This window comes from Anaerostipes rhamnosivorans, assembly GCF_005280655.1.
GTDB lineage: Bacteria > Bacillota > Clostridia > Lachnospirales > Lachnospiraceae > Anaerostipes > Anaerostipes rhamnosivorans.
On record NZ_CP040058.1, the window covers coordinates 1,366,435 to 1,384,630 of the forward strand.

The 18,196-nt window shown below is 43.2% G+C and carries 16 protein-coding genes and 1 other RNA gene; 15 read left to right on the forward strand and 2 right to left on the reverse strand.

Annotation, left to right across the window (positions count from 1 at the left end; genetic code table 11):
* Nucleotides 1–40: 40 nt before the first annotated feature.
* The 11 genes from gap (at nt 41) to AR1Y2_RS06735 (ending at nt 10,924) form a co-directional block, all read left to right on the forward strand.
* Nucleotides 41–1,057 (forward strand): type I glyceraldehyde-3-phosphate dehydrogenase, encoded by a 1,017-nt coding sequence (gap, locus tag AR1Y2_RS06685; protein WP_137328281.1) that lies wholly within the window; start codon nt 41–43, stop codon nt 1,055–1,057.
* Between the two features lie 159 nt (nt 1,058–1,216).
* Nucleotides 1,217–2,410 carry a phosphoglycerate kinase gene (locus tag AR1Y2_RS06690; RefSeq protein ID WP_137328282.1) on the forward strand — a complete coding sequence of 398 codons (1,194 nt, stop codon included), beginning with the start codon at nt 1,217–1,219 and terminating at the stop codon, nt 2,408–2,410.
* Between the two features lie 38 nt (nt 2,411–2,448).
* Nucleotides 2,449–3,198 (forward strand): triose-phosphate isomerase, encoded by a 750-nt coding sequence (tpiA, locus tag AR1Y2_RS06695; RefSeq protein WP_137330214.1) that lies wholly within the window; start codon nt 2,449–2,451, stop codon nt 3,196–3,198.
* A 130-nt stretch (nt 3,199–3,328) separates the two neighbouring features.
* The gene (locus AR1Y2_RS06700; RefSeq protein WP_137328283.1) at nt 3,329–3,598 is read left to right on the forward strand and encodes a type II toxin-antitoxin system Phd/YefM family antitoxin; all 270 of its coding nucleotides are present in this window, start codon (nt 3,329–3,331) and stop codon (nt 3,596–3,598) included.
* Between the two features lie 6 nt (nt 3,599–3,604).
* Entirely contained in the window at nt 3,605–3,916 is a 312-nt protein-coding gene (locus AR1Y2_RS06705) for a type II toxin-antitoxin system RelE/ParE family toxin (RefSeq protein ID WP_137328284.1), read from the forward strand.
* A 93-nt stretch (nt 3,917–4,009) separates the two neighbouring features.
* Nucleotides 4,010–5,551: a 2,3-bisphosphoglycerate-independent phosphoglycerate mutase gene (gene gpmI, locus AR1Y2_RS06710; RefSeq protein ID WP_137328285.1), complete on the forward strand. Its 1,542-nt coding sequence runs from the start codon at nt 4,010–4,012 to the stop codon at nt 5,549–5,551.
* Nucleotides 5,552–5,675: 124 nt separating this feature from the next.
* Nucleotides 5,676–6,971: a phosphopyruvate hydratase gene (gene eno / locus AR1Y2_RS06715; RefSeq protein ID WP_137328286.1), complete on the forward strand. Its 1,296-nt coding sequence runs from the start codon at nt 5,676–5,678 to the stop codon at nt 6,969–6,971.
* A gap of 228 nt (nt 6,972–7,199) precedes the next feature.
* Complete coding sequence (secG, locus tag AR1Y2_RS06720; protein ID WP_137328287.1) at nt 7,200–7,436, forward strand: preprotein translocase subunit SecG; 237 nt, start codon at nt 7,200–7,202, stop codon at nt 7,434–7,436.
* Between the two features lie 166 nt (nt 7,437–7,602).
* Entirely contained in the window at nt 7,603–9,774 is a 2,172-nt protein-coding gene (gene rnr / locus AR1Y2_RS06725; protein WP_137328288.1) for a ribonuclease R, read from the forward strand.
* The gene (smpB, locus tag AR1Y2_RS06730; RefSeq protein WP_137328289.1) at nt 9,737–10,207 is read left to right on the forward strand and encodes an SsrA-binding protein SmpB; all 471 of its coding nucleotides are present in this window, start codon (nt 9,737–9,739) and stop codon (nt 10,205–10,207) included. Before rnr ends, smpB begins: the two co-directional genes overlap by 38 nt.
* 60 nt (nt 10,208–10,267) lie before the next feature.
* Nucleotides 10,268–10,924 carry a glycoside hydrolase family 25 protein gene (locus AR1Y2_RS06735; RefSeq protein WP_137328290.1) on the forward strand — a complete coding sequence of 219 codons (657 nt, stop codon included), beginning with the start codon at nt 10,268–10,270 and terminating at the stop codon, nt 10,922–10,924.
* A 53-nt stretch (nt 10,925–10,977) separates the two neighbouring features.
* Here the strand turns inward: AR1Y2_RS06735 and AR1Y2_RS06740 are convergent, their stop codons facing one another.
* Nucleotides 10,978–11,769 carry a Cof-type HAD-IIB family hydrolase gene (locus tag AR1Y2_RS06740; protein ID WP_137328291.1) on the reverse strand — a complete coding sequence of 264 codons (792 nt, stop codon included), beginning with the start codon at nt 11,767–11,769 and terminating at the stop codon, nt 10,978–10,980.
* A gap of 111 nt (nt 11,770–11,880) precedes the next feature.
* Here AR1Y2_RS06740 and AR1Y2_RS06745 point away from each other — a divergent pair, with 111 nt between their 5' ends.
* The 4 genes from AR1Y2_RS06745 (at nt 11,881) to ssrA (ending at nt 16,904) form a co-directional block, all read left to right on the forward strand.
* Nucleotides 11,881–13,191 carry an ABC transporter substrate-binding protein gene (locus AR1Y2_RS06745; RefSeq protein WP_137328292.1) on the forward strand — a complete coding sequence of 437 codons (1,311 nt, stop codon included), beginning with the start codon at nt 11,881–11,883 and terminating at the stop codon, nt 13,189–13,191.
* Nucleotides 13,192–13,215: 24 nt separating this feature from the next.
* The gene (locus tag AR1Y2_RS06750; RefSeq protein WP_137328293.1) at nt 13,216–15,666 is read left to right on the forward strand and encodes a hybrid sensor histidine kinase/response regulator; all 2,451 of its coding nucleotides are present in this window, start codon (nt 13,216–13,218) and stop codon (nt 15,664–15,666) included.
* A gap of 29 nt (nt 15,667–15,695) precedes the next feature.
* The gene (locus tag AR1Y2_RS06755) at nt 15,696–16,496 is read left to right on the forward strand and encodes a TraX family protein (RefSeq protein WP_137328294.1); all 801 of its coding nucleotides are present in this window, start codon (nt 15,696–15,698) and stop codon (nt 16,494–16,496) included.
* Between the two features lie 60 nt (nt 16,497–16,556).
* Nucleotides 16,557–16,904, forward strand: a transfer-messenger RNA (tmRNA) gene (gene ssrA, locus AR1Y2_RS06760).
* Nucleotides 16,905–16,918: 14 nt separating this feature from the next.
* Here ssrA and AR1Y2_RS06765 read toward each other — a convergent pair.
* Nucleotides 16,919–18,073 carry a site-specific integrase gene (locus tag AR1Y2_RS06765; protein ID WP_137328295.1) on the reverse strand — a complete coding sequence of 385 codons (1,155 nt, stop codon included), beginning with the start codon at nt 18,071–18,073 and terminating at the stop codon, nt 16,919–16,921.
* Between the last annotated feature and the right edge of the window lie 123 nt (nt 18,074–18,196).

The window sequence follows — 18,196 nt, forward strand, 5'->3', positions numbered from 1 at the left end:
CAACATTAAATTATTCATTCAAGACTTAGGAGGAATTGAGATGGCAGTAAAAGTAGCGATTAATGGATTTGGACGTATTGGACGTCTTGCATTCAGACAGATGTTCGGAGCAGAAGGTTATGAAGTTGTAGCAATCAACGATTTAACAAATCCTAAGATGTTAGCACATTTATTAAAGTATGATTCTGCACAGGGAAGATATGCATTAGGCGACAAGGTAGAAGCAAAAGAATCTTCCATCGTAGTTGACGGAAAAGAAATCGAAATCTACGCAGAAGCAGACGCAACAAAACTTCCTTGGGGAGAATTAGATGTTGATGTTGTATTAGAATGTACAGGATTCTACACATCTAAAGACAAAGCATCCGCACACGTTCAGGCAGGAGCTAAGAAAGTTGTTATTTCTGCGCCAGCTGGAAATGATCTTCCAACTATCGTATATAATGTAAACCACGATACATTGACAAAAGAAGACACAGTCATCTCAGCAGCATCTTGTACAACAAACTGCTTAGCACCTATGGCTGATGCACTGAACAAGTATGCACCAATCCAGTCTGGTATCATGTTAACAGTACATGCTTACACAGGAGATCAGATGACTCTTGACGGACCTCAGAGAAAAGGTGACTTAAGAAGAGCACGTGCAGCTGCAGTCAACATCGTACCTAACTCTACAGGTGCTGCAAAAGCTATCGGATTAGTTATCCCAGAATTAAACGGAAAATTAATCGGATCTGCTCAGCGTGTACCGGTTCCTACAGGATCAACAACACTTTTAACAGCAGTTGTTAAAGGTGACAATGTAACTGTTGAAGGAATCAACGCAGCTATGAAAGCAGCAGCAACAGAGTCTTTCGGATACACAGAAGAAGAATTAGTATCTTCTGACATCATCGGAATCAAATATGGTTCTTTATTCGACGCAACTCAGACAATGGTTACTGAAGTTGGTGACGGATTATATGAAGTACAGGTTGTTTCTTGGTATGACAACGAAAACTCATACACAAGCCAGATGGTTAGAACAATCAAATACTTTGCAGAATTAGCATAAGCTTCTACACTTTTGTGAGGACAAGCCTCAGAAGTCAGTGTAATATTCTGTAATATTATAAAGACTCAAACGGGTCCGGTCTTTTTGGACCGGACCGTTTTTTTATTCCATAGGAAGACTTTTTAGTCCTTCCTATAAGAAATCCTAGGAGGAAAGAACATGTTAAACAAGAAATCAGTAGATGATATCAACGTAAAAGGAAAAAAAGTCTTAGTGCGCTGTGACTTCAACGTTCCGCTTCAGGATGGAAAGATCACAGATGAGAACCGTCTTGTGGCAGCACTTCCTACACTAAAGAAGTTAATTGCTGACGGCGGAAAGCTGATCCTCTGCTCACACTTAGGAAAACCAAAAGGGGAACCGAAACCGGAGTTATCTCTTGCGCCAGTAGCAGAAAGATTAAGCGAGTTATTAGGACAGGAAGTAAAGTTTGCTGCAGATGACAACGTGGTAGGACCGAATGCAAAAGCTGCGGTAGAAGGAATGCAGGACGGGGATGTCATTTTACTTCAGAATACACGCTACAGAGCAGAAGAGACAAAGAATGGAGAAGAGTTCAGCAAAGAACTTGCAAGTCTCTGCGATGTTTTTGTTAATGATGCTTTTGGTACCGCTCATAGAGCTCACTGCTCTAACGTGGGAGTTACAAAGTTCGTGGACACTGCAGTTGTAGGATATTTAATGCAGAAAGAGATTGATTTCTTAGGAAATGCGGTCAACAATCCGGAACGTCCTATGGTCGCTATCTTGGGAGGAGCAAAGGTTTCCTCTAAGATCTCTGTGATCAATAACCTGCTAGACAAAGTCGATACTTTGATCATCGGCGGAGGTATGGCATATACTTTCATGAAAGCATTGGGAGAAGAAGTTGGAGATTCCCTTCTGGAAGCTGACTACTTAGACTACGCAAAAGAAATGATGGACAAGGCAAAAGAAAAAGGTGTGAACTTACTGATTCCTGTTGACACTGTAGTTGCTGATGACTTCTCAAATGACGCCAACATCAAAACTGTTGAGAGAGGCGGAATCGAAGCAGGATGGCAGGGACTTGACATCGGACCAAAGACAAGAGAACTGTTTTCAAATGCACTGAAAGATGCCAAGACTGTAGTATGGAACGGACCGATGGGATGCTTTGAGATGCCGAACTTTGCAGCAGGAACCGTTGCAGTTGCAGAAGCACTGGCAGAGATCGACGCTACAACTATCATTGGCGGAGGAGATTCCGCAGCGGCAGTTAACCAGCTCGGATTCGGAGATAAGATGACTCATATCTCTACAGGTGGTGGAGCATCACTGGAATTCCTGGAAGGAAAAGAATTACCAGGCGTTGCAGCGGCAAACGATAAATAAGCACTGTACACTTATTGAAAGTAATCGGAGGATATAGCATTATGCGTAAAACAATCGTAGCAGGAAACTGGAAAATGAACAAAACACCTAGCGAGACAGTAGCTTTAGTTAATGAATTAAAGCCATTGGTAGCAAGCGAGGTTTCAGATGTTGTCTTCTGTGTGCCGGCCATCTGTATTCCGGCAGCACTGGAAGCTGCAAAAGGAAGTAACATCAACATCGGCGCTGAGAACATGTATTTTGAAGAGAGCGGCGCTTACACAGGCGAGATCGCTCCGAATATGTTAACAGACTTAGGTGTGAAATATGTTATCATCGGACATTCTGAGAGAAGAGAATATTTTGCAGAAACAGATGAGACAGTGAATAAAAAAGTCTTAAAAGCTTTTGAACATGGAATTACTCCAATCGTTTGCTGCGGTGAGACACTTGCTCAGAGAGAGCAGGGTGTGACCATCGATTTCGTACGCCAGCAGATCAAGATCGCATTCCAGGGTGTGACTGCTGACCAGGCAAAGACAGCTGTCATTGCATACGAACCGATCTGGGCTATCGGAACAGGAAAAGTTGCGACGACAGAACAGGCTCAGGAAGTATGTAAAGCGATCCGTGAGTGCATCGCTGAAGTATACGATCAGGCAACAGCGGACGCTATTCGTATCCAGTACGGCGGTTCTGTATCCGCTGCAAGTGCACCAGAATTATTTGCACAGGAAGACATCGATGGAGGATTAGTCGGTGGAGCTGCTTTAAAACCAGACTTTGGTAAGATCGTGAATTACAAATAATGATTTAAGTGAATTAATAATTTCCCGCAGATATCTCATAAAGTGTCTGCGGGATTTTTGTAAGTTTATGGAGATTGAATTTATTATCATATTGAGATATAATATGACTATAGAGAAAGTGGGTGATGTTATGCAGCCAGAAATCAGGCCGTCAGCAGATTTGAGAAATCATTATAGTGAAATATCAAAGCAATGTAAGGAATCAAGAGAGCCGATCGTTATCACGGTAAATGGACGTGGAGATACGGTTGTCCTTGGTATTCAACAATATAATCAAATGAAGGCTGAATTAGAGTTATTGAGAACTTTGGCGGAAGCCGAGGATGACGTGAAAAACGGAAGACTCGAGCCAGTTCAGGAAACTTTTGATGGCATCCGGTCTGCCCTCCAATCAAGGTGACAGGATATGGCATTTCAAATAATACGAACAGATAAATTTGAAGATCAGCTGAGGGATATTATATTTTACATTGCTGCTGATTCAGGTGACAACAAGATTGCCCTGGCTTATTTGGACAAAATAGAAAAACGTGTCATCCAGCTAAAAGATGTTCCATGCTCAGGCAGCACTCCAAGATACTCTATTTTGAAAAAGCAGGGATACCGGGTTCTTATTGTAGAACGTCATCTGATTTTCTACAAAGTAAATGAGACAAATAAAAATGTCATAATTTATGCAATCGTAGATGGAAAAAGGGAATATAAAAACCTGATATGATTTATATGAATTCCCTGGTTGAATTCATTCTCAAAAATCGTTATAATATTAACGGACTATAAAAAGAGATCAATGAAGATAAAGGAGATTACAATGAGTAAAAAACCAACGGTATTAATGATATTAGATGGTTATGGACTGAATGATAATAAAGAGGGCAATGCCATTGCGGCGGCTAACACTCCGGTTATGGACGAACTGATGAAGACTTGCCCGTTTGTCCCTGGAAATGCTTCTGGCATGGCTGTAGGGCTTCCGGATGGTCAGATGGGGAATTCCGAAGTAGGACATCTAAATATGGGTGCAGGAAGGATCGTATATCAGGAACTTACCAGGATCACTAAAGAAATCCAGGACGGCGATTTCTTTGAAAACGAAGCACTGCTCCAGGCAGTGGAAAACTGTAAAAAGAACGGCAGCGCCCTTCATGCTATGGGTCTGGTTTCCGACGGAGGAGTACATAGCCATAATACTCATCTGTATGGTCTGCTGGAACTTGCGAAGAGAAATAATATCGATAAAGTATATGTGCATGCATTCTTAGATGGACGTGACACAGCTCCGACTTCTGGAAAAGGATTTGTTGAAGAACTGGAAGCAAAGATGAAAGAGATCGGGGTCGGTAAAGTTGCGACTGTTTCAGGACGTTACTATGCTATGGACCGTGATAACCGCTGGGACCGTGTGGAGAAGGCCTATAAAGCCCTTGTCATGGGAGAAGGTGTGATGAAAGATTCTGCCGTGGATGCTATTGCGGATTCTTACAAAGAAGAAGTCAATGACGAGTTTGTTTTACCGACTGTTATCACAGAAAATGGAGAGCCAACCGCTACTATTAAGGAAAATGACTCTGTTGTTTTCTTCAACTTCCGCCCGGATCGTGCAAGAGAGATTACTAGAGCAATCTGTGACGACAAGTTTGACAGCTTTGAACGTCCAAACGGATATTTTAAGACAACTTTCGTTTGTTTTACAGAATATGATGCAACAATTCCGAACAAGATTGTAGCATTCCACAAAGTTGAGATCAAGAATACATTTGGGGAGTTCTTGGCAAAACAAGGATTAAAACAGCTTCGTCTGGCTGAGACAGAGAAATATGCACATGTGACATTCTTCTTTAACGGAGGCGTAGAGGTTCCGAATGAGGGAGAGGAGAGAACTCTGGTTAAATCCCCATCTGTGGCAACCTATGACCTGCAGCCGGAGATGAGTGCTTTGGAAGTGGGAAGCAAACTTGTGGAAGCGATTGAGTCCGATCAGTATGATGTGATCATCATTAACTTTGCAAACCCTGACATGGTAGGCCATACTGGTATCTGCGAAGCGGCAGTAAAAGCCATTGAGACCGTTGATGGATGCGTGGGAAGAGCAGTGGAAGCCATCAAAAAGGTGGATGGACAGATGTTCATCTGTGCAGACCACGGAAATGCGGAACAGTTGGTTGACTACGTGACCGGCGCTCCGTTTACTGCTCATACGATCAATCAGGTACCGTTTATCTTAGTAAACTACAAGGAAGGTGTAAAACTGAGAGAAGGCGGATGTTTGGCCGACATTGCTCCGACTTTGATCGAAATGATGGGTCTTGAGCAGCCGGAAGAAATGACAGGAAAGTCTTTATTAGTGAAATAAATCGTTTTATGGAAGGGAGCAGTGTGTTTTTTCATGCACACTGCTCTCTTTTTGTATTTCAATGTATGGATCTTCATCTATCTGGATAAAATACTACTAATTACTTGTAAAGGATGTGAGTGTGTTGAAATATGGCTTATCAATAGAAGATGTTATAGGAAGAGAAGTTTTAGACTCCAGGGGAAATCCTACGGTGGAAGTGGAGGTTATATTGTCAAATGGGCATTATGGATCTGCATTGGTGCCATCTGGGGCTTCCACAGGGAAATTCGAGGCTTTAGAGCTTCGTGACCGTGAAAAACGCTACGGAGGTCTGGGGGTGGAGACAGCGGTAAACCACGTCAATCACAGGATCGCAGACCGTCTGGTGGGAAAAAATGCGCTGAATCAGATCGAGATCGATCAGATCATGATCGAAGCAGACGGAACTGAGAATAAAGAGAAATTTGGCGCCAATGCCATTCTCGGGGCATCTCTTGCCACGGCAAGGGCTGCCGCCAACGGACTGGGGATACCGCTGTACCAGTATTTAGGCGGAAGTTTTGCTTGTAAGCTTCCGGTACCGATGATGAATATTTTAAATGGAGGAAAGCATGCGGACAATACGGTGGACTTCCAGGAATTTATGATCGCGCCGGTTGGAGCCGAGACCTTCAAAGAAGCACTGATGATGGGAACTGAAATTTACCATAAGCTGAAAAGTATCTTAAAAGAGAATCATTTGAGCACAGGAGTAGGGGATGAAGGCGGTTTTGCGCCGAATCTGGAAAGTCCTGAGGCTGCTCTGGATCTTTTGGTCAAAGCCATCGAAAATGCTGGCTACAAAGCAGGGGAACAGGTGATGATCGCCATGGACTGCGCTGCTTCAGAGATCTATGACGAAGATGAAGATGTGTACTACTTTCCAGGGGAAAGCCAGATGACCGGAAAGGAAATCCGCAGGAATTCTGAGGAGATGGTACAGTATTACGAACAGCTTACAGAGCATTATCCGATCTTCTCGATCGAAGACGGATTAAACGAAGAAGATGCGCCGGGCTGGAAGGTTCTCACATACCGTCTTGGCCAGAAGATCCTGCTGGTGGGTGATGACCTGTTTGTGACCAATAAAAAGCGTCTAATGGATGGGATTGAAAATGATATGGCAAATAGTATCCTGATCAAACCTAACCAGATCGGTACTTTGACCGAAACATTGGATGCCATCGAGACTGCAAAAAGGGCAGGTTATAAGACCATCATTTCCCATCGTTCCGGAGAAACAGAAGACACCACCATTGCAGACATTGCGGTTGGTACAAATAGCGGGTTGATCAAGACAGGCGCACCGTGCCGTTCTGACCGGACAGCAAAATATAACCGTCTGCTTAGGATTGAGGAGGAACTTGGTTCTTGCAAACGATATGGATTGTATTTATAGAGGTACAGCGGTATAATAAAAATAAATAAAGTATTTCATGGACTTACATGGAATATTCCCGTATATGGAGAAGAGACCTCAGGAGAAGCAGGACAGCGGTGCAACGTTGTCCTGTTTTTTGCAGTGCTGTCTGTTAAGAAAAGGTAAGATACTGCGGGATCCTTGCATTTTATGGAAAGGTGTGCTAGAATAATCAGCAGTGAGCAGAAACATTAGGAGGAAAAGGCAATGAAAATGGCATTAACTATACTGTTTTTGGTATCGTGTATTGTTCTGATTATATTAGTATTGATGCAAGAAGGAAAAGAAGCCGGATTGGGATCTCTGACAGGATCAACGATCTCCGGTACGTATTGGAGCAAGAACAAAGGCCGCTCCAGAGAAGGAAGCATTATAAAAGCGACGACTGTTTTTACAGTGATCTTTTTTGTGACAGCAGCTCTTCTTTGTTCCAGATTTCTTTAGAATGGAAACACTTCTTAAAGCAGATAATGTTTAAGAAGTGTTTTTTTATTCTGTAGGAAGGTTCTTCCAAACTCCCTACAGAATAAAAAAGCCCTATGGGCGTTATGCACACAAATACGCAAGGAAATCGTTTGTCCTATATTCTGCAGAAAGAAAAGGAAAAGTTATGGAAAAGGAATTATATAATCAAAGAAAAAAGAGAATCAGCGATCTGATTTATGATAAACATTATGAGCCTATGAAACAAAAGGAAATCGGATACCTTTTACAGGTGGAGCCAGAAGACCGCAAGGAGCTTGCACAGATTCTTGGGGAGCTTGTGGATGAGGGAACTATTGAGGTTTCCAAAAGAGGCAAGTTCCGCCCGGTTACCAAAAAGACGTTAACAGGAACCTTTACCTGTACCCAGAAGGGATTTGGATTTGTCTCAGTGGAGGGAGAAGACAGCGATTTTTATATTGCTGAGAATGATATGAACGGAGCCTTCCATGAGGATACTGTTTTGATTGAGGTGACGGAAGACCAGGCCAAAAACGGAAGACGGAAAGAGGCCAGGATCATCAAGATTATTGAGCGTGGAATGAAGGAGATTGTAGGAACGTTTGAAAAAAACAAAAGTTATGGCTTTGTGGTTCCGGATAATCAAAGATTTGAAAGTGACATCTTTATTCCAAAAGAACAGTGCGGGAATCTGACGGACGGATTCAAGGTTCTTGTAGAGATCACGGATTATGGAGATATACGAAGAAGCCCCGAAGGGAAGATCATAGAAGTTCTGGGGCACAGAGACGATCCGAGGGTGGACATCCTGTCCATTGTCAAGGCGTATAATATCCCTACAGAGTTTGGGGAAGAGATTGTCAAGGAAGTGGAAGCGGTCCCTTCTTTTGTGGAAACATCAGCTTTGGAAGGCCGGCTGGACCTGAGGGATTGGCAGACGGTGACCATTGATGGTGAAGATGCCAAGGATTTGGATGATGCGATTACCTTGACAAAAACAGACAGCGGATATCAGTTGGGGGTCCACATTGCGGATGTCTCTGAATATGTGACGGAACACTCAGCACTGGATAAGGAAGCACTGAAAAGAGGAACCAGTGTTTATCTGGTGGATAGAGTGATTCCGATGCTGCCTCATCAGCTGTCCAATGGAATCTGTTCCCTCAATGCAGGCACTGACCGTCTGGCGTTGAGCTGCATTATGGAACTGGATGAAAAGGGTAACCTAAAGAGCCACCGTATTGCTGAGACGGTCATTCTTGTGGACGAGCGTATGACCTATACCAGCGTAGCAGCGGTCTTGGACGGAGACGAACAGGAGCGGACACGTTATAAGGACTTTGTCCAGATGTTTGAGCAGATGAAAGAACTCTCAGATGTTTTGAGGGAACGCAGACATGAACGGGGCAGTGTGGACTTTGATTTCCCTGAGTCAAAAATTCTCTTAAACGAAGAGGGGAAAGCAATCGATGTGATTCCTGCAAAAAGAAATGCAGCCACAAAGATCATAGAAGATTTTATGCTGCTGGCCAATGAGACTGTGGCAGAGAATTTTTACTGGCAGGAGACACCGTTTGTCTACCGGACACATGACAATCCGGATGGAGAGAAGGTTCAGAAGCTGCGGACATTTTTGGAGAATTTCGGGATTGTTCTGAAGCTGAAAAAGGATGAGATCCACCCGAAGGAAATACAAAAACTGCTGACCAAGGTGGAGGGAACTCCAGAGGAGGCACTGATCAGCCGCCTTACGTTAAGATCTATGAAACAGGCCAGATACACCACAGAGAGTTCAGGTCATTTTGGCCTGTCAACTCAGTATTACTGCCACTTTACTTCTCCGATCCGAAGATATCCGGATCTGCAGATCCATAGGATCATAAAAGAATCTCTTCGGGGGAAGCTGAATACCAAAAGAATCCGGCATTATGAATCCATACTTCCTAAGGTTTCTGAACAGTCTTCTAAAATGGAGCGCAGAGCGGATGAAGTAGAGAGGGAAGTAGAGAAGCTTAAAAAAACGGAGTATATGGAGCGGCATATCGGGCAGCAGTACAAAGGTGTGATCTCCGGGGTGACCGGATGGGGCATTTATGTAGAACTGCCGAATACGATTGAAGGTATGGTCCATGTGTCAAAGCTGCCGGGAGATTATTATAATTATAATGAGATGTCATACTCTATGGTTGGGGAGAGAACAGGGCGCACATGGAAGCTTGGACAGCCGGTACAGATCCTGGTGACTGGAGTTGACAAGATTTTGAAAAATATTGATTTTGAGATTGTTGAGGAGGATGAACATGGCGAAGACGGGCGGAACAAAGCTGATTGCGAATAACAAAAAGGCACGTCATGATTACTTTGTGGAAGAGACCGTGGAAGCGGGAATTGTGCTTTTTGGAACAGAAGTAAAATCTATGAGACAGGGCCACTGCAGTATCAAGGAAGCCTTTATCAGCATTGATAATGGAGAAATCTTTGTGAAACAGATGCATGTGAGCCCATATGAGAAGGGAAACATTTTTAACAAAGATCCATTGAGAGAAAGGAAGCTTCTGCTCCACAGTTCTGAGATTACAAGACTGATGTCAGAAGTAAACAGAAAAGGCTATACTCTGATCCCTCTCCGGGTTTATTTCAAAGGAAGCCTGGTGAAGGTAGAGGTTGGGCTTTGCCGCGGTAAGAAGCTGTATGACAAACGTCAGGATATCGCCAAGAAAGACCAGAAGAGAGAAGCCCTCAGAGACTTTAAGGTCAGAAATCTGGGATAGCTGCACGGAACCTCCCGGCCCTTTCCGCATATTATAGTTACAAAAGGACAGGAGGTACGTATGCACAGAAGGAAAGGAATTGATGTAAGCTACGCCGACGGCCGGATTGACTGGAGAAGAGTGAAACAGGATGGTATTGAATTTGCAATGGTCAGGGCCGGATTCGGCGACGGAAATATAGATCACGAATTTGACCGCAATGCAAGGGAATGTAACCGTGAAAGGATTCCTTTGGGAGCCTACTGGTTCAGCTATGCCTATACAAAGGAGATGGCCAGAGAAGAAGCAAGACAGTGTGTGAGGATTATCCGGAGATATCGGATTGAGTATCCGGTGGCTTTTGATTTTGAAGAAGACTCGATTGATTACGCCAGGGATCAAGGAGTTATCATCACGAGAGATCTGGCAACTGACTTTACAAGGGAATTCTGTAATGAAATCAGAAGATCCGGTTACAGGCCTATGTTTTACACAAATTTATCTGACCTGGAGGACTATTTTGATATAGAAAGACTCAGGGAATATGAGCTGTGGCTTGCCAAATATCAGCCTACTTTAGGAGTGGAGGATGTGGATATGTGGCAGTTTTCCAGTGACGGAAGGGTAAGAGGCATCCATGGTGCTGTGGATATGGATTACAGTTTCAAAGACTATGACAAAAGGAATCCTTCAGCAAGACACAGACTTTGCCCGGAAACAAGAGAAAGCAGAGAATAACAATTCCCCCATCCTGTATAAGACAAAAACGCCTAGTACAGAATGGGGGATTTTTAGATCAATCCGAATTTTTTCAGGGCATATTCAATTCCGTTGTCCGCCACAGAAAGTGTTTCATAGGAGGCCCGGCATTTCACTTCGTCAGGGCTGTTTCCCATGGCAATTCCGTAGGAGACTGCGTCAAACATTTCAAGATCATTTCTGCTGTCCCCGAATGCATAACTGTCTTCTGGGGCAAGTCCCAGGTGGGAGAGCAGGACTTGGATGCCGGATGCCTTGGAATAACCAGCCGGTATGATTTCATTATATTGGTGTTCCGGATGAAGAATCACTTGGAATTCCGGCTGCATTTGCTGAACCAGTCCAGCGATATCACTGTCTTCTTTTGGGTACCCGGTAATCTTAGAAAAGCGGTAATCACAAGAAGACAGAGGCCGCAGATTCTGGCCGTAGCTGTGTTTAATTCTTTTTATGGCAGCCTGAAAGTTTTCGCCGGCCGCTGCATCATCAAGGTAGACGTAGTCAGGGGATTCAATAAAAAAGTTGACATTGGTTTGGTGAAGCACAGAGACTGCATGTTTTCCCACCTGTTCGGGAAGCACGGCGTTATGCAGCACTTTGCCGTCAAATTCTACATAGGTGCCGCATCCAGCGATGATGCCATGGAATCCCAGATCAATGATATCTTGTTTGATGATACTTTTGTTGCGGCCGGTACAGATGACCGCATAATGGCCGTTGGAAATCAGCTTTGTTATGGAATGCTGTGTACTTTCAGTCACTTTGCCGGAATGATCGTGAAGTGTGCCGTCTATATCAAAAAATACAATTTTCTGATTTGTCATAGTCAGGCCTCCTTTTCTTATTAAGACTGGTATTATTTTACCACATCATGGTTTAAGCGTGATATAATATTCTTTAAGAAAGCAGTGTTTCTGCATAAGGAGGATGGGATCATGAAAAGAATCTATTTTACGCTCGTATGTCTGCTGTTTGCGGCAGCCTGTCTTACGGGTTGTACTTCCTGCAGTTCACAGAAGGTTTCCATGGCACCGGCATCTCCTTATAAGAAACCTCAGTATCAATGGAAGAAAAACAGCGGACAGGCTTTGGTCCTTTGGTCTCAGGAACCGGAGATGGAACGTGTCTATATGAAAAGAGCTGTCAATAATTATGAAGCTGCCACGGGCGGCCATATAGAGATAAAATCTTTTCCGAAAGATGAATTCCAGAAAAAGATCAAGAATGCTTTTGCAGGTAAGGAGAGCAAGCCTGACCTGCTGCTGACCTACGGGGGAACGAATATTGACAGTATCGATCCGGATAAAAATCTATATGATTTTACCAATGCTGTCTGGGTGGATGATCTGACTGACACATCAGTCAATCAGGCAATCTACCATGGAAAGATCATCGGTCTTCCCCACTGGGAGGCATCTATTTCTGGAACCATCTATAACAAAACAATATTTAAAAAGCTTCATTTACGGGTTCCGAAAACACAGAAAGAGTTTCTGGAAGTCTGTGAGGTGTTGAAAAAGAACGGCATCACTCCACTGTATATGCCATTTAAGGAATCATCGATGATGCTCTATCAGTTTCCTTTGGACACGATCGTGGGTGATTCACAGACGCTTGAAAACATGAATGACCAAAAAATGGGTTATTTGGATCTCCCGGAGATGAGGAGTGTATTGAAGTGGTATAAGACGATGGCCAAAAAAGGATATCTTGGACAGAAGTATACCGACAATACCTGGGACGGAATGAACAGTGCTATGAAAAGCGGAAAATACGGTATGATGCTTTGCTGGGATACATGGCTTTACACGGACTTTGATGGAAATCCGGCAGAGTATGGCATCATGCCGGCATTCATGGGAGTCCCAGACCAGGGTACTTTTGAGGGTCCCAACCTTGCGCTGGTCGCAGTGAATAAACACAGTTCAAAACTGTCGGATGCCATTAACTTTGTCACTTTTCTGGCAGACCCATTTAATTATAATAAGGCGTTTGAAAGGATATACACGGCACCGGTTTTTAAAAACCAGACGGCAAGTATCTCCACGCCTCAGTATATGCAGTCTGAGCGTCTGATCGACCGGAACTATCATGATTCCATTGCGTGGCTCAGGATCCGGGGATTTTCTCAGACAGATGCCTCCTGCATCCAGGAATACATGGTTTCAGACCAGAACATCACTGAAAAGGAATGTCTGAAGAAGATGGACAAGCTGCGGAGACAGAGGATCAGGCAGGAAAAATGACAATGACAGCCGGGAGTATGGTCTATGAAAAAAATGAGAAGTTCAAGTTATTCTAAAAAATTGATCCACTGCCTCAGCGGGGCCATACTGCTTCTGACCGTTGTGTTTATTGGTGCTGTCATTTTTTATTTTCGCAGGTTTGACCAGACTCTGGCCAAGGAAAACCAGGTCCGGCTGGCCGAGACAGCACAGCAGATTACATCCCACACCCAGACGATCATTCAGGACACCCAGACTTCTCTGGAGGTGGCGGCTGACGCACTGTCATCCATTGAGGGCAGTGGGAATAAGATATCTTATCTTTCCCATGTCAGAAAAAAGCCAGGCATTGCTTTTATCGGCTATGCGGACAGAAAGGGAACTCTATGGACACCTGATATGAAGCGGCGGGACAATATTTCAAAGGAGCCTTATTATATTAACGCGTGCAAAGGGAAGGCAGTGATCACTGATGTGCAGCGTAAGATCTTAGAGGACAGGGCTGCTTCAGGAATTATTTTTTCTATCCCGGTTGAAGGAGAAAAAGGCCTCCCGGACGGCGCTCTGGTTGCTATGATGGATATCAAGAAATTGCAGGATGCCTTAAGCATCAGCAGTTTTAATGGAAACGGATATGCTTATATGATTGATGCACAGGGAGAACTGATACTGCGCACAAAGAGCATGGATTATAATAATTATTTTAGAGTGCTGGAAAATAATATTTTTGATGGTGATTACAGTCTGGAAAAAGTAAAGGATGATATAGATCATAATAGAAAGGGAATGACACTTTATGACCACCTTGGGACAGAACAATATGCATATTACCAGCCTCTGGGATTTCATGATTGGACGGTCGTAAACATTGTGGGCAAGGACGCAGTGTCTGCAAATACAGCAGTACTGACAAAGGAGCTGGCGATGCTCAGTGTTTCCTGTGTTGTTATATTTGTAGTCCTCCTGACCACTGTTGTGGTTTCTCTTGCGGTATCCAAAAACCAGCAGCACATTGCTGAGATGAAATCAACATTTCTGGCTAATATGAGCCATGAGATCCGTACACCGATGAACGCTGTCACAGGAGTCAGTGAATTGCTACTGCGGGAAGATCTCACAGCAAAACAGAGAGAGTATGTGGAGACCATCGATCATTCGTCCAAAAGCCTTCTTGTGATCATCAACGATATCCTGGACTATTCCAAGATCGAAGCGGGGAAATTTACGCTGATCGAGGAAAAATACAGTCTGAGGAGCCTGATGACAGATATAACAGCGCTGACTGTTTTAAAAATCGGTGATAAGCCTGTACAATTTTATGTTGACTTAGACGAGGATCTTCCGGCCCTCCTATACGGGGATATGGCTCGGGTAAAACAGATCATGGTAAACCTGCTGAGCAATGCAGTGAAATTTACAGAACGGGGATATATCTGTCTGCACCTTCATGGTAGCATGGAAAATGGCCGGTTCCTGCTGACTATAACAGTGGAGGATACTGGGATTGGGATAAGAAAGCAGGATATGAACCGCCTGTTCAACAGCTTTGAACAAATTGATTCTCATTACAGTCACAGCAGCGGAGGAACCGGCCTGGGTCTTGCCATATCCAAGAATCTGGCGGAGATGATGGACGGAAGTATTACTGTGGACAGTGTTTATGGAGAAGGGGCCTCTTTTTCAGCGGTCATTTGCCAGAGACCGGTTGGAGAAGAAAAACTTGTTCAGCTCAGCTGGCCTACAGAACGTGTTCTGGCTGTATATGAGCCAGACAAGGATCTTTGTGCCCTGTACGAAAAAACATTAAAGGATTACCAGATCTCCTACCGGCTTGAATCGGATCAAAGGAAGTTTTTGAAGAATGTTGTACAGGAACGTTTTGATTTTATCCTGGCAGACCAAGAAACGTTATCGAAAGTAAAAAGTACATGCATCAAAGGGCCATATAAAAGCATTGTGCTTCTTCGGCAGGAAGAAGATCCTTATGGGGCGGATGAGGCAGCAGTATATTCCCCACTGTTCTGTTTTGGGCTGGAATCCCTGCTGTATTCCGGGAAAAAGGATGCATTTGATTCAGTTGAACAATTTAATATTTCCATGATACAGCCGATCCCGGAGGCCAAAGTGCTGATTGTAGATGACAATAAAATCAATCTTGGGGTGGCAGAGGCATTGATGGCCCCGTACCAGATGCAGATTGACTGTGTAAGTTCCGGGAGAGAGGCAGTAGAGGCCGTGAAGGAATACAGCTATGATCTGATTTTCTTAGATCATATGATGCCGGAAATGGACGGCATTGAAACATTAAAGGCCATCCGGTCGCTGCCTGACGCAGAAAAGAAGAGAATACCGGTCATCGCTTTGACGGCCAACGTGACAAAAGAGGCCCAGGAGTTGTTTAAGAAGAAAGGTTTTGATGATTTTATGCCAAAGCCTATTGATATCCAGCTTTTAGATCAAATTCTGACCCGGCATTTACCCTATAACAAGAGGTGATCCCGGCAGTATGAAAAGGAAAAGTTATAATGTTAATACATAAAGAATATACCGCATCTCAACTTAAGATATTTGGAGCCGTGACCATGCTTTTAGACCATATCTATAAAGTATTTCTCTTTTGGATCGTAACTGGGATGAGTGCATGGTTACACATAAGTGAAGGCTTGAGCTACAACATCATAGTGCTGCTTTTTGGCATTACTTCTATGTCGTTTTTTATTTTTGCATTCTTCTGTGCAGAATCATGTCGGTATACAAAACATAGATTTCGTTATTTAAGAAATCTTTTGGTGTTTGCGGTTTTGTCAGAGATTCCGTTCCAGTATCTTTTGGATGCCATCACAGAAATGCCTCTAAAGCTGCATTTAGGGTGCACGAATGTTTTATTTACACTGTTTTTGGGGGCATGTGCATGTTTCGCATACGAGGAGATGAACAAGAGGGATAAAGCATCGGTAGGTTTTCTGATCGTTGCCTTCTGTGCGGCAACTGCTCATTTGCTTCATACAGATTATGATTGTTATGGTGTTCTTGCTGTATTTGTATGTTACGCTTTGAAAGAGAAAAAGCAGAAATTACTTGCCCTTGGTATTCTTATTTTCCTGTTTTATGGTGTAAAGATTCCAGCAGAGGACATCCTGGCTTATGGATTTGATTTACATATGCTTCCTGTCTATATCATAAAGTTATGTTTTGCTCTCGGCACATTGCTGGTTCTCCAGACATACCATGGAAAGAGAGGAAGAGGGATGAAATACTTTTTTTATTTGTTTTATCCTGTCCATATTTCTATCATTGTTCTGATCTATGATATGTTTTTGGGATAATCTATTTCTTTTTATTGACTTTTTCACAAAAAAAGGGTTATACTATATAAGGAAATATTCGGGCTAGTACTGGTTTCGACAGGGATTCTGAAGCTCGGGAAGCCATTCGGAGAGACCACGTTACGGTGTAAACTTAAATTAAACGCAGATAATAAATTAGCGTACGCTGCAGCCTAAGGGCTTGCAGTAGTCTGTGACAGGTCATCTACAGCCTGTTATTAGGCTTCAAATAATGTAGAACCCTCGTCTGCTTAAGCTTTGCGGCAGATGAAGTATTTATGAAGCTACTGAAGTGTTGATCCTGTCTCTGGGAGCAGCATGGAGGGAATGTCAATACAGAGACTGTAATGGGAGATGCCTGAGGGGATGGGTTTTTGGACGCGGGTTCGATTCCCGCCTAGTCCATCGCAAAGAGCGCGTATTTACGTGCTCTTTTTCTTTTTCGTGTTGCATTCGTGTTGCATTTTCTTTTCAAAATAATCATCAATTTTCTTATCCACATTTTCGCGCTCTTCAGGGAATGTCTGTTGATAAACTTTTTTCATGACTTTGTCTGACTTCCAGCCGCCACGTTCTTGAGCGTACTTATCCGGGATCCGGAGCAGGGCCATAACGGAGGCATTGACGTGACGGAGATCATGGAAAGTGATGTGCGGTAGCTCATGTTCATCTAATAAACGTATCCATTTATTATAAATTGCACTGCCACTCATTGGAACCAATACATCCCCTTCAACTTTATCAACAAGTTCTTTTATACGCGCCGGGATTTTATGTCTTCTATTTCTGTATTTATTTTTTCCGATTTCTTTTTTTACCGGACCATCTTTTCCGTCTACAATAACTTCTCTAATTGTTATATAGTCCCCGTTAATGGACTTTGATTTTGTCAGGCCTCTGATTTCAGATTGTGAAAATGATAACCACATAGCTAAAAGAACGGCCAATTCAATATCGGTATCCTTTATGATGTCGAAAATAATTTCCGGTGGAATGAGTTCTGGGTTTCTTGGAGCAACCTGAGGGAGAGAGATTTCTTCAAAATCAATATCTTTTCGGTACTTTTTTAATACCGGTCTAATCAATCCATATTCGTTTCTGAGACGTTTTGATGATATAGGCTTAGGATTCTTACACCTCCCCTTAGAAACACGCTTAGATTCACGGTTAATGGCATCCTGAAGAATATCCTCATCAAACTCTCTGAGTTTTAGTAGCATAATATCCTGAAAGCCATTTCTTTTTATTGTGTCATAATCTTTAAGGGTGGAGGGGGAGAGGGATTCACTATGTTGGTCTATATACTTGTCGATTGCCTGCAATAGGGTCATATCAACGTCCTTTGACCTTTTCTTTTTTCCTTTTCGGTTCAGTATAAAGTCACTAGCCATTGCCTCAGCCTCGACTTTTCCTCTTTTTGTCGGATCATCTGAAGTAAAACTTTCATAAATCCTTTTCTTTTTTGGCTTCTTATCTTTATCATATACAATATCACCATCTTTGTCTGTTAAAATAACGGAATGGCTGTATACCTGGCACCGCCAGGATCCACTTGGTAGCTTTTTTGCAGTTGGCATATTACATCATCCTTTCTAAAAAATTGTATAAAAATAACACCTATTGCCAGAACGGGTGCCAAAATGATATAATATGAGTGCAAATCGTATTATATCAGGCGTCATCCTGATAATAGTATCTTA

Coding starts and splice junctions, on each gene's coding strand:
- AR1Y2_RS06745 (WP_137328292.1), top strand. CDS start 11,881: ATGAAAAGAATCTATTTTACGCTCGTATGTCTGCTGTTTGCGGCAGCC.
- gap (WP_137328281.1), top strand. CDS start 41: ATGGCAGTAAAAGTAGCGATTAATGGATTTGGACGTATTGGACGTCTT.
- AR1Y2_RS06690 (WP_137328282.1), top strand. CDS start 1,217: ATGTTAAACAAGAAATCAGTAGATGATATCAACGTAAAAGGAAAAAAA.
- rnr (WP_137328288.1), top strand. CDS start 7,603: ATGGAAAAGGAATTATATAATCAAAGAAAAAAGAGAATCAGCGATCTG.
- AR1Y2_RS06755 (WP_137328294.1), top strand. CDS start 15,696: ATGTTAATACATAAAGAATATACCGCATCTCAACTTAAGATATTTGGA.
- AR1Y2_RS06735 (WP_137328290.1), top strand. CDS start 10,268: ATGCACAGAAGGAAAGGAATTGATGTAAGCTACGCCGACGGCCGGATT.
- smpB (WP_137328289.1), top strand. CDS start 9,737: ATGGCGAAGACGGGCGGAACAAAGCTGATTGCGAATAACAAAAAGGCA.
- AR1Y2_RS06705 (WP_137328284.1), top strand. CDS start 3,605: ATGGCATTTCAAATAATACGAACAGATAAATTTGAAGATCAGCTGAGG.
- AR1Y2_RS06700 (WP_137328283.1), top strand. CDS start 3,329: ATGCAGCCAGAAATCAGGCCGTCAGCAGATTTGAGAAATCATTATAGT.
- gpmI (WP_137328285.1), top strand. CDS start 4,010: ATGAGTAAAAAACCAACGGTATTAATGATATTAGATGGTTATGGACTG.
- secG (WP_137328287.1), top strand. CDS start 7,200: ATGAAAATGGCATTAACTATACTGTTTTTGGTATCGTGTATTGTTCTG.
- AR1Y2_RS06750 (WP_137328293.1), top strand. CDS start 13,216: ATGAAAAAAATGAGAAGTTCAAGTTATTCTAAAAAATTGATCCACTGC.
- AR1Y2_RS06740 (WP_137328291.1), bottom strand. CDS start 11,769: ATGACAAATCAGAAAATTGTATTTTTTGATATAGACGGCACACTTCAC.
- AR1Y2_RS06765 (WP_137328295.1), bottom strand. CDS start 18,073: ATGCCAACTGCAAAAAAGCTACCAAGTGGATCCTGGCGGTGCCAGGTA.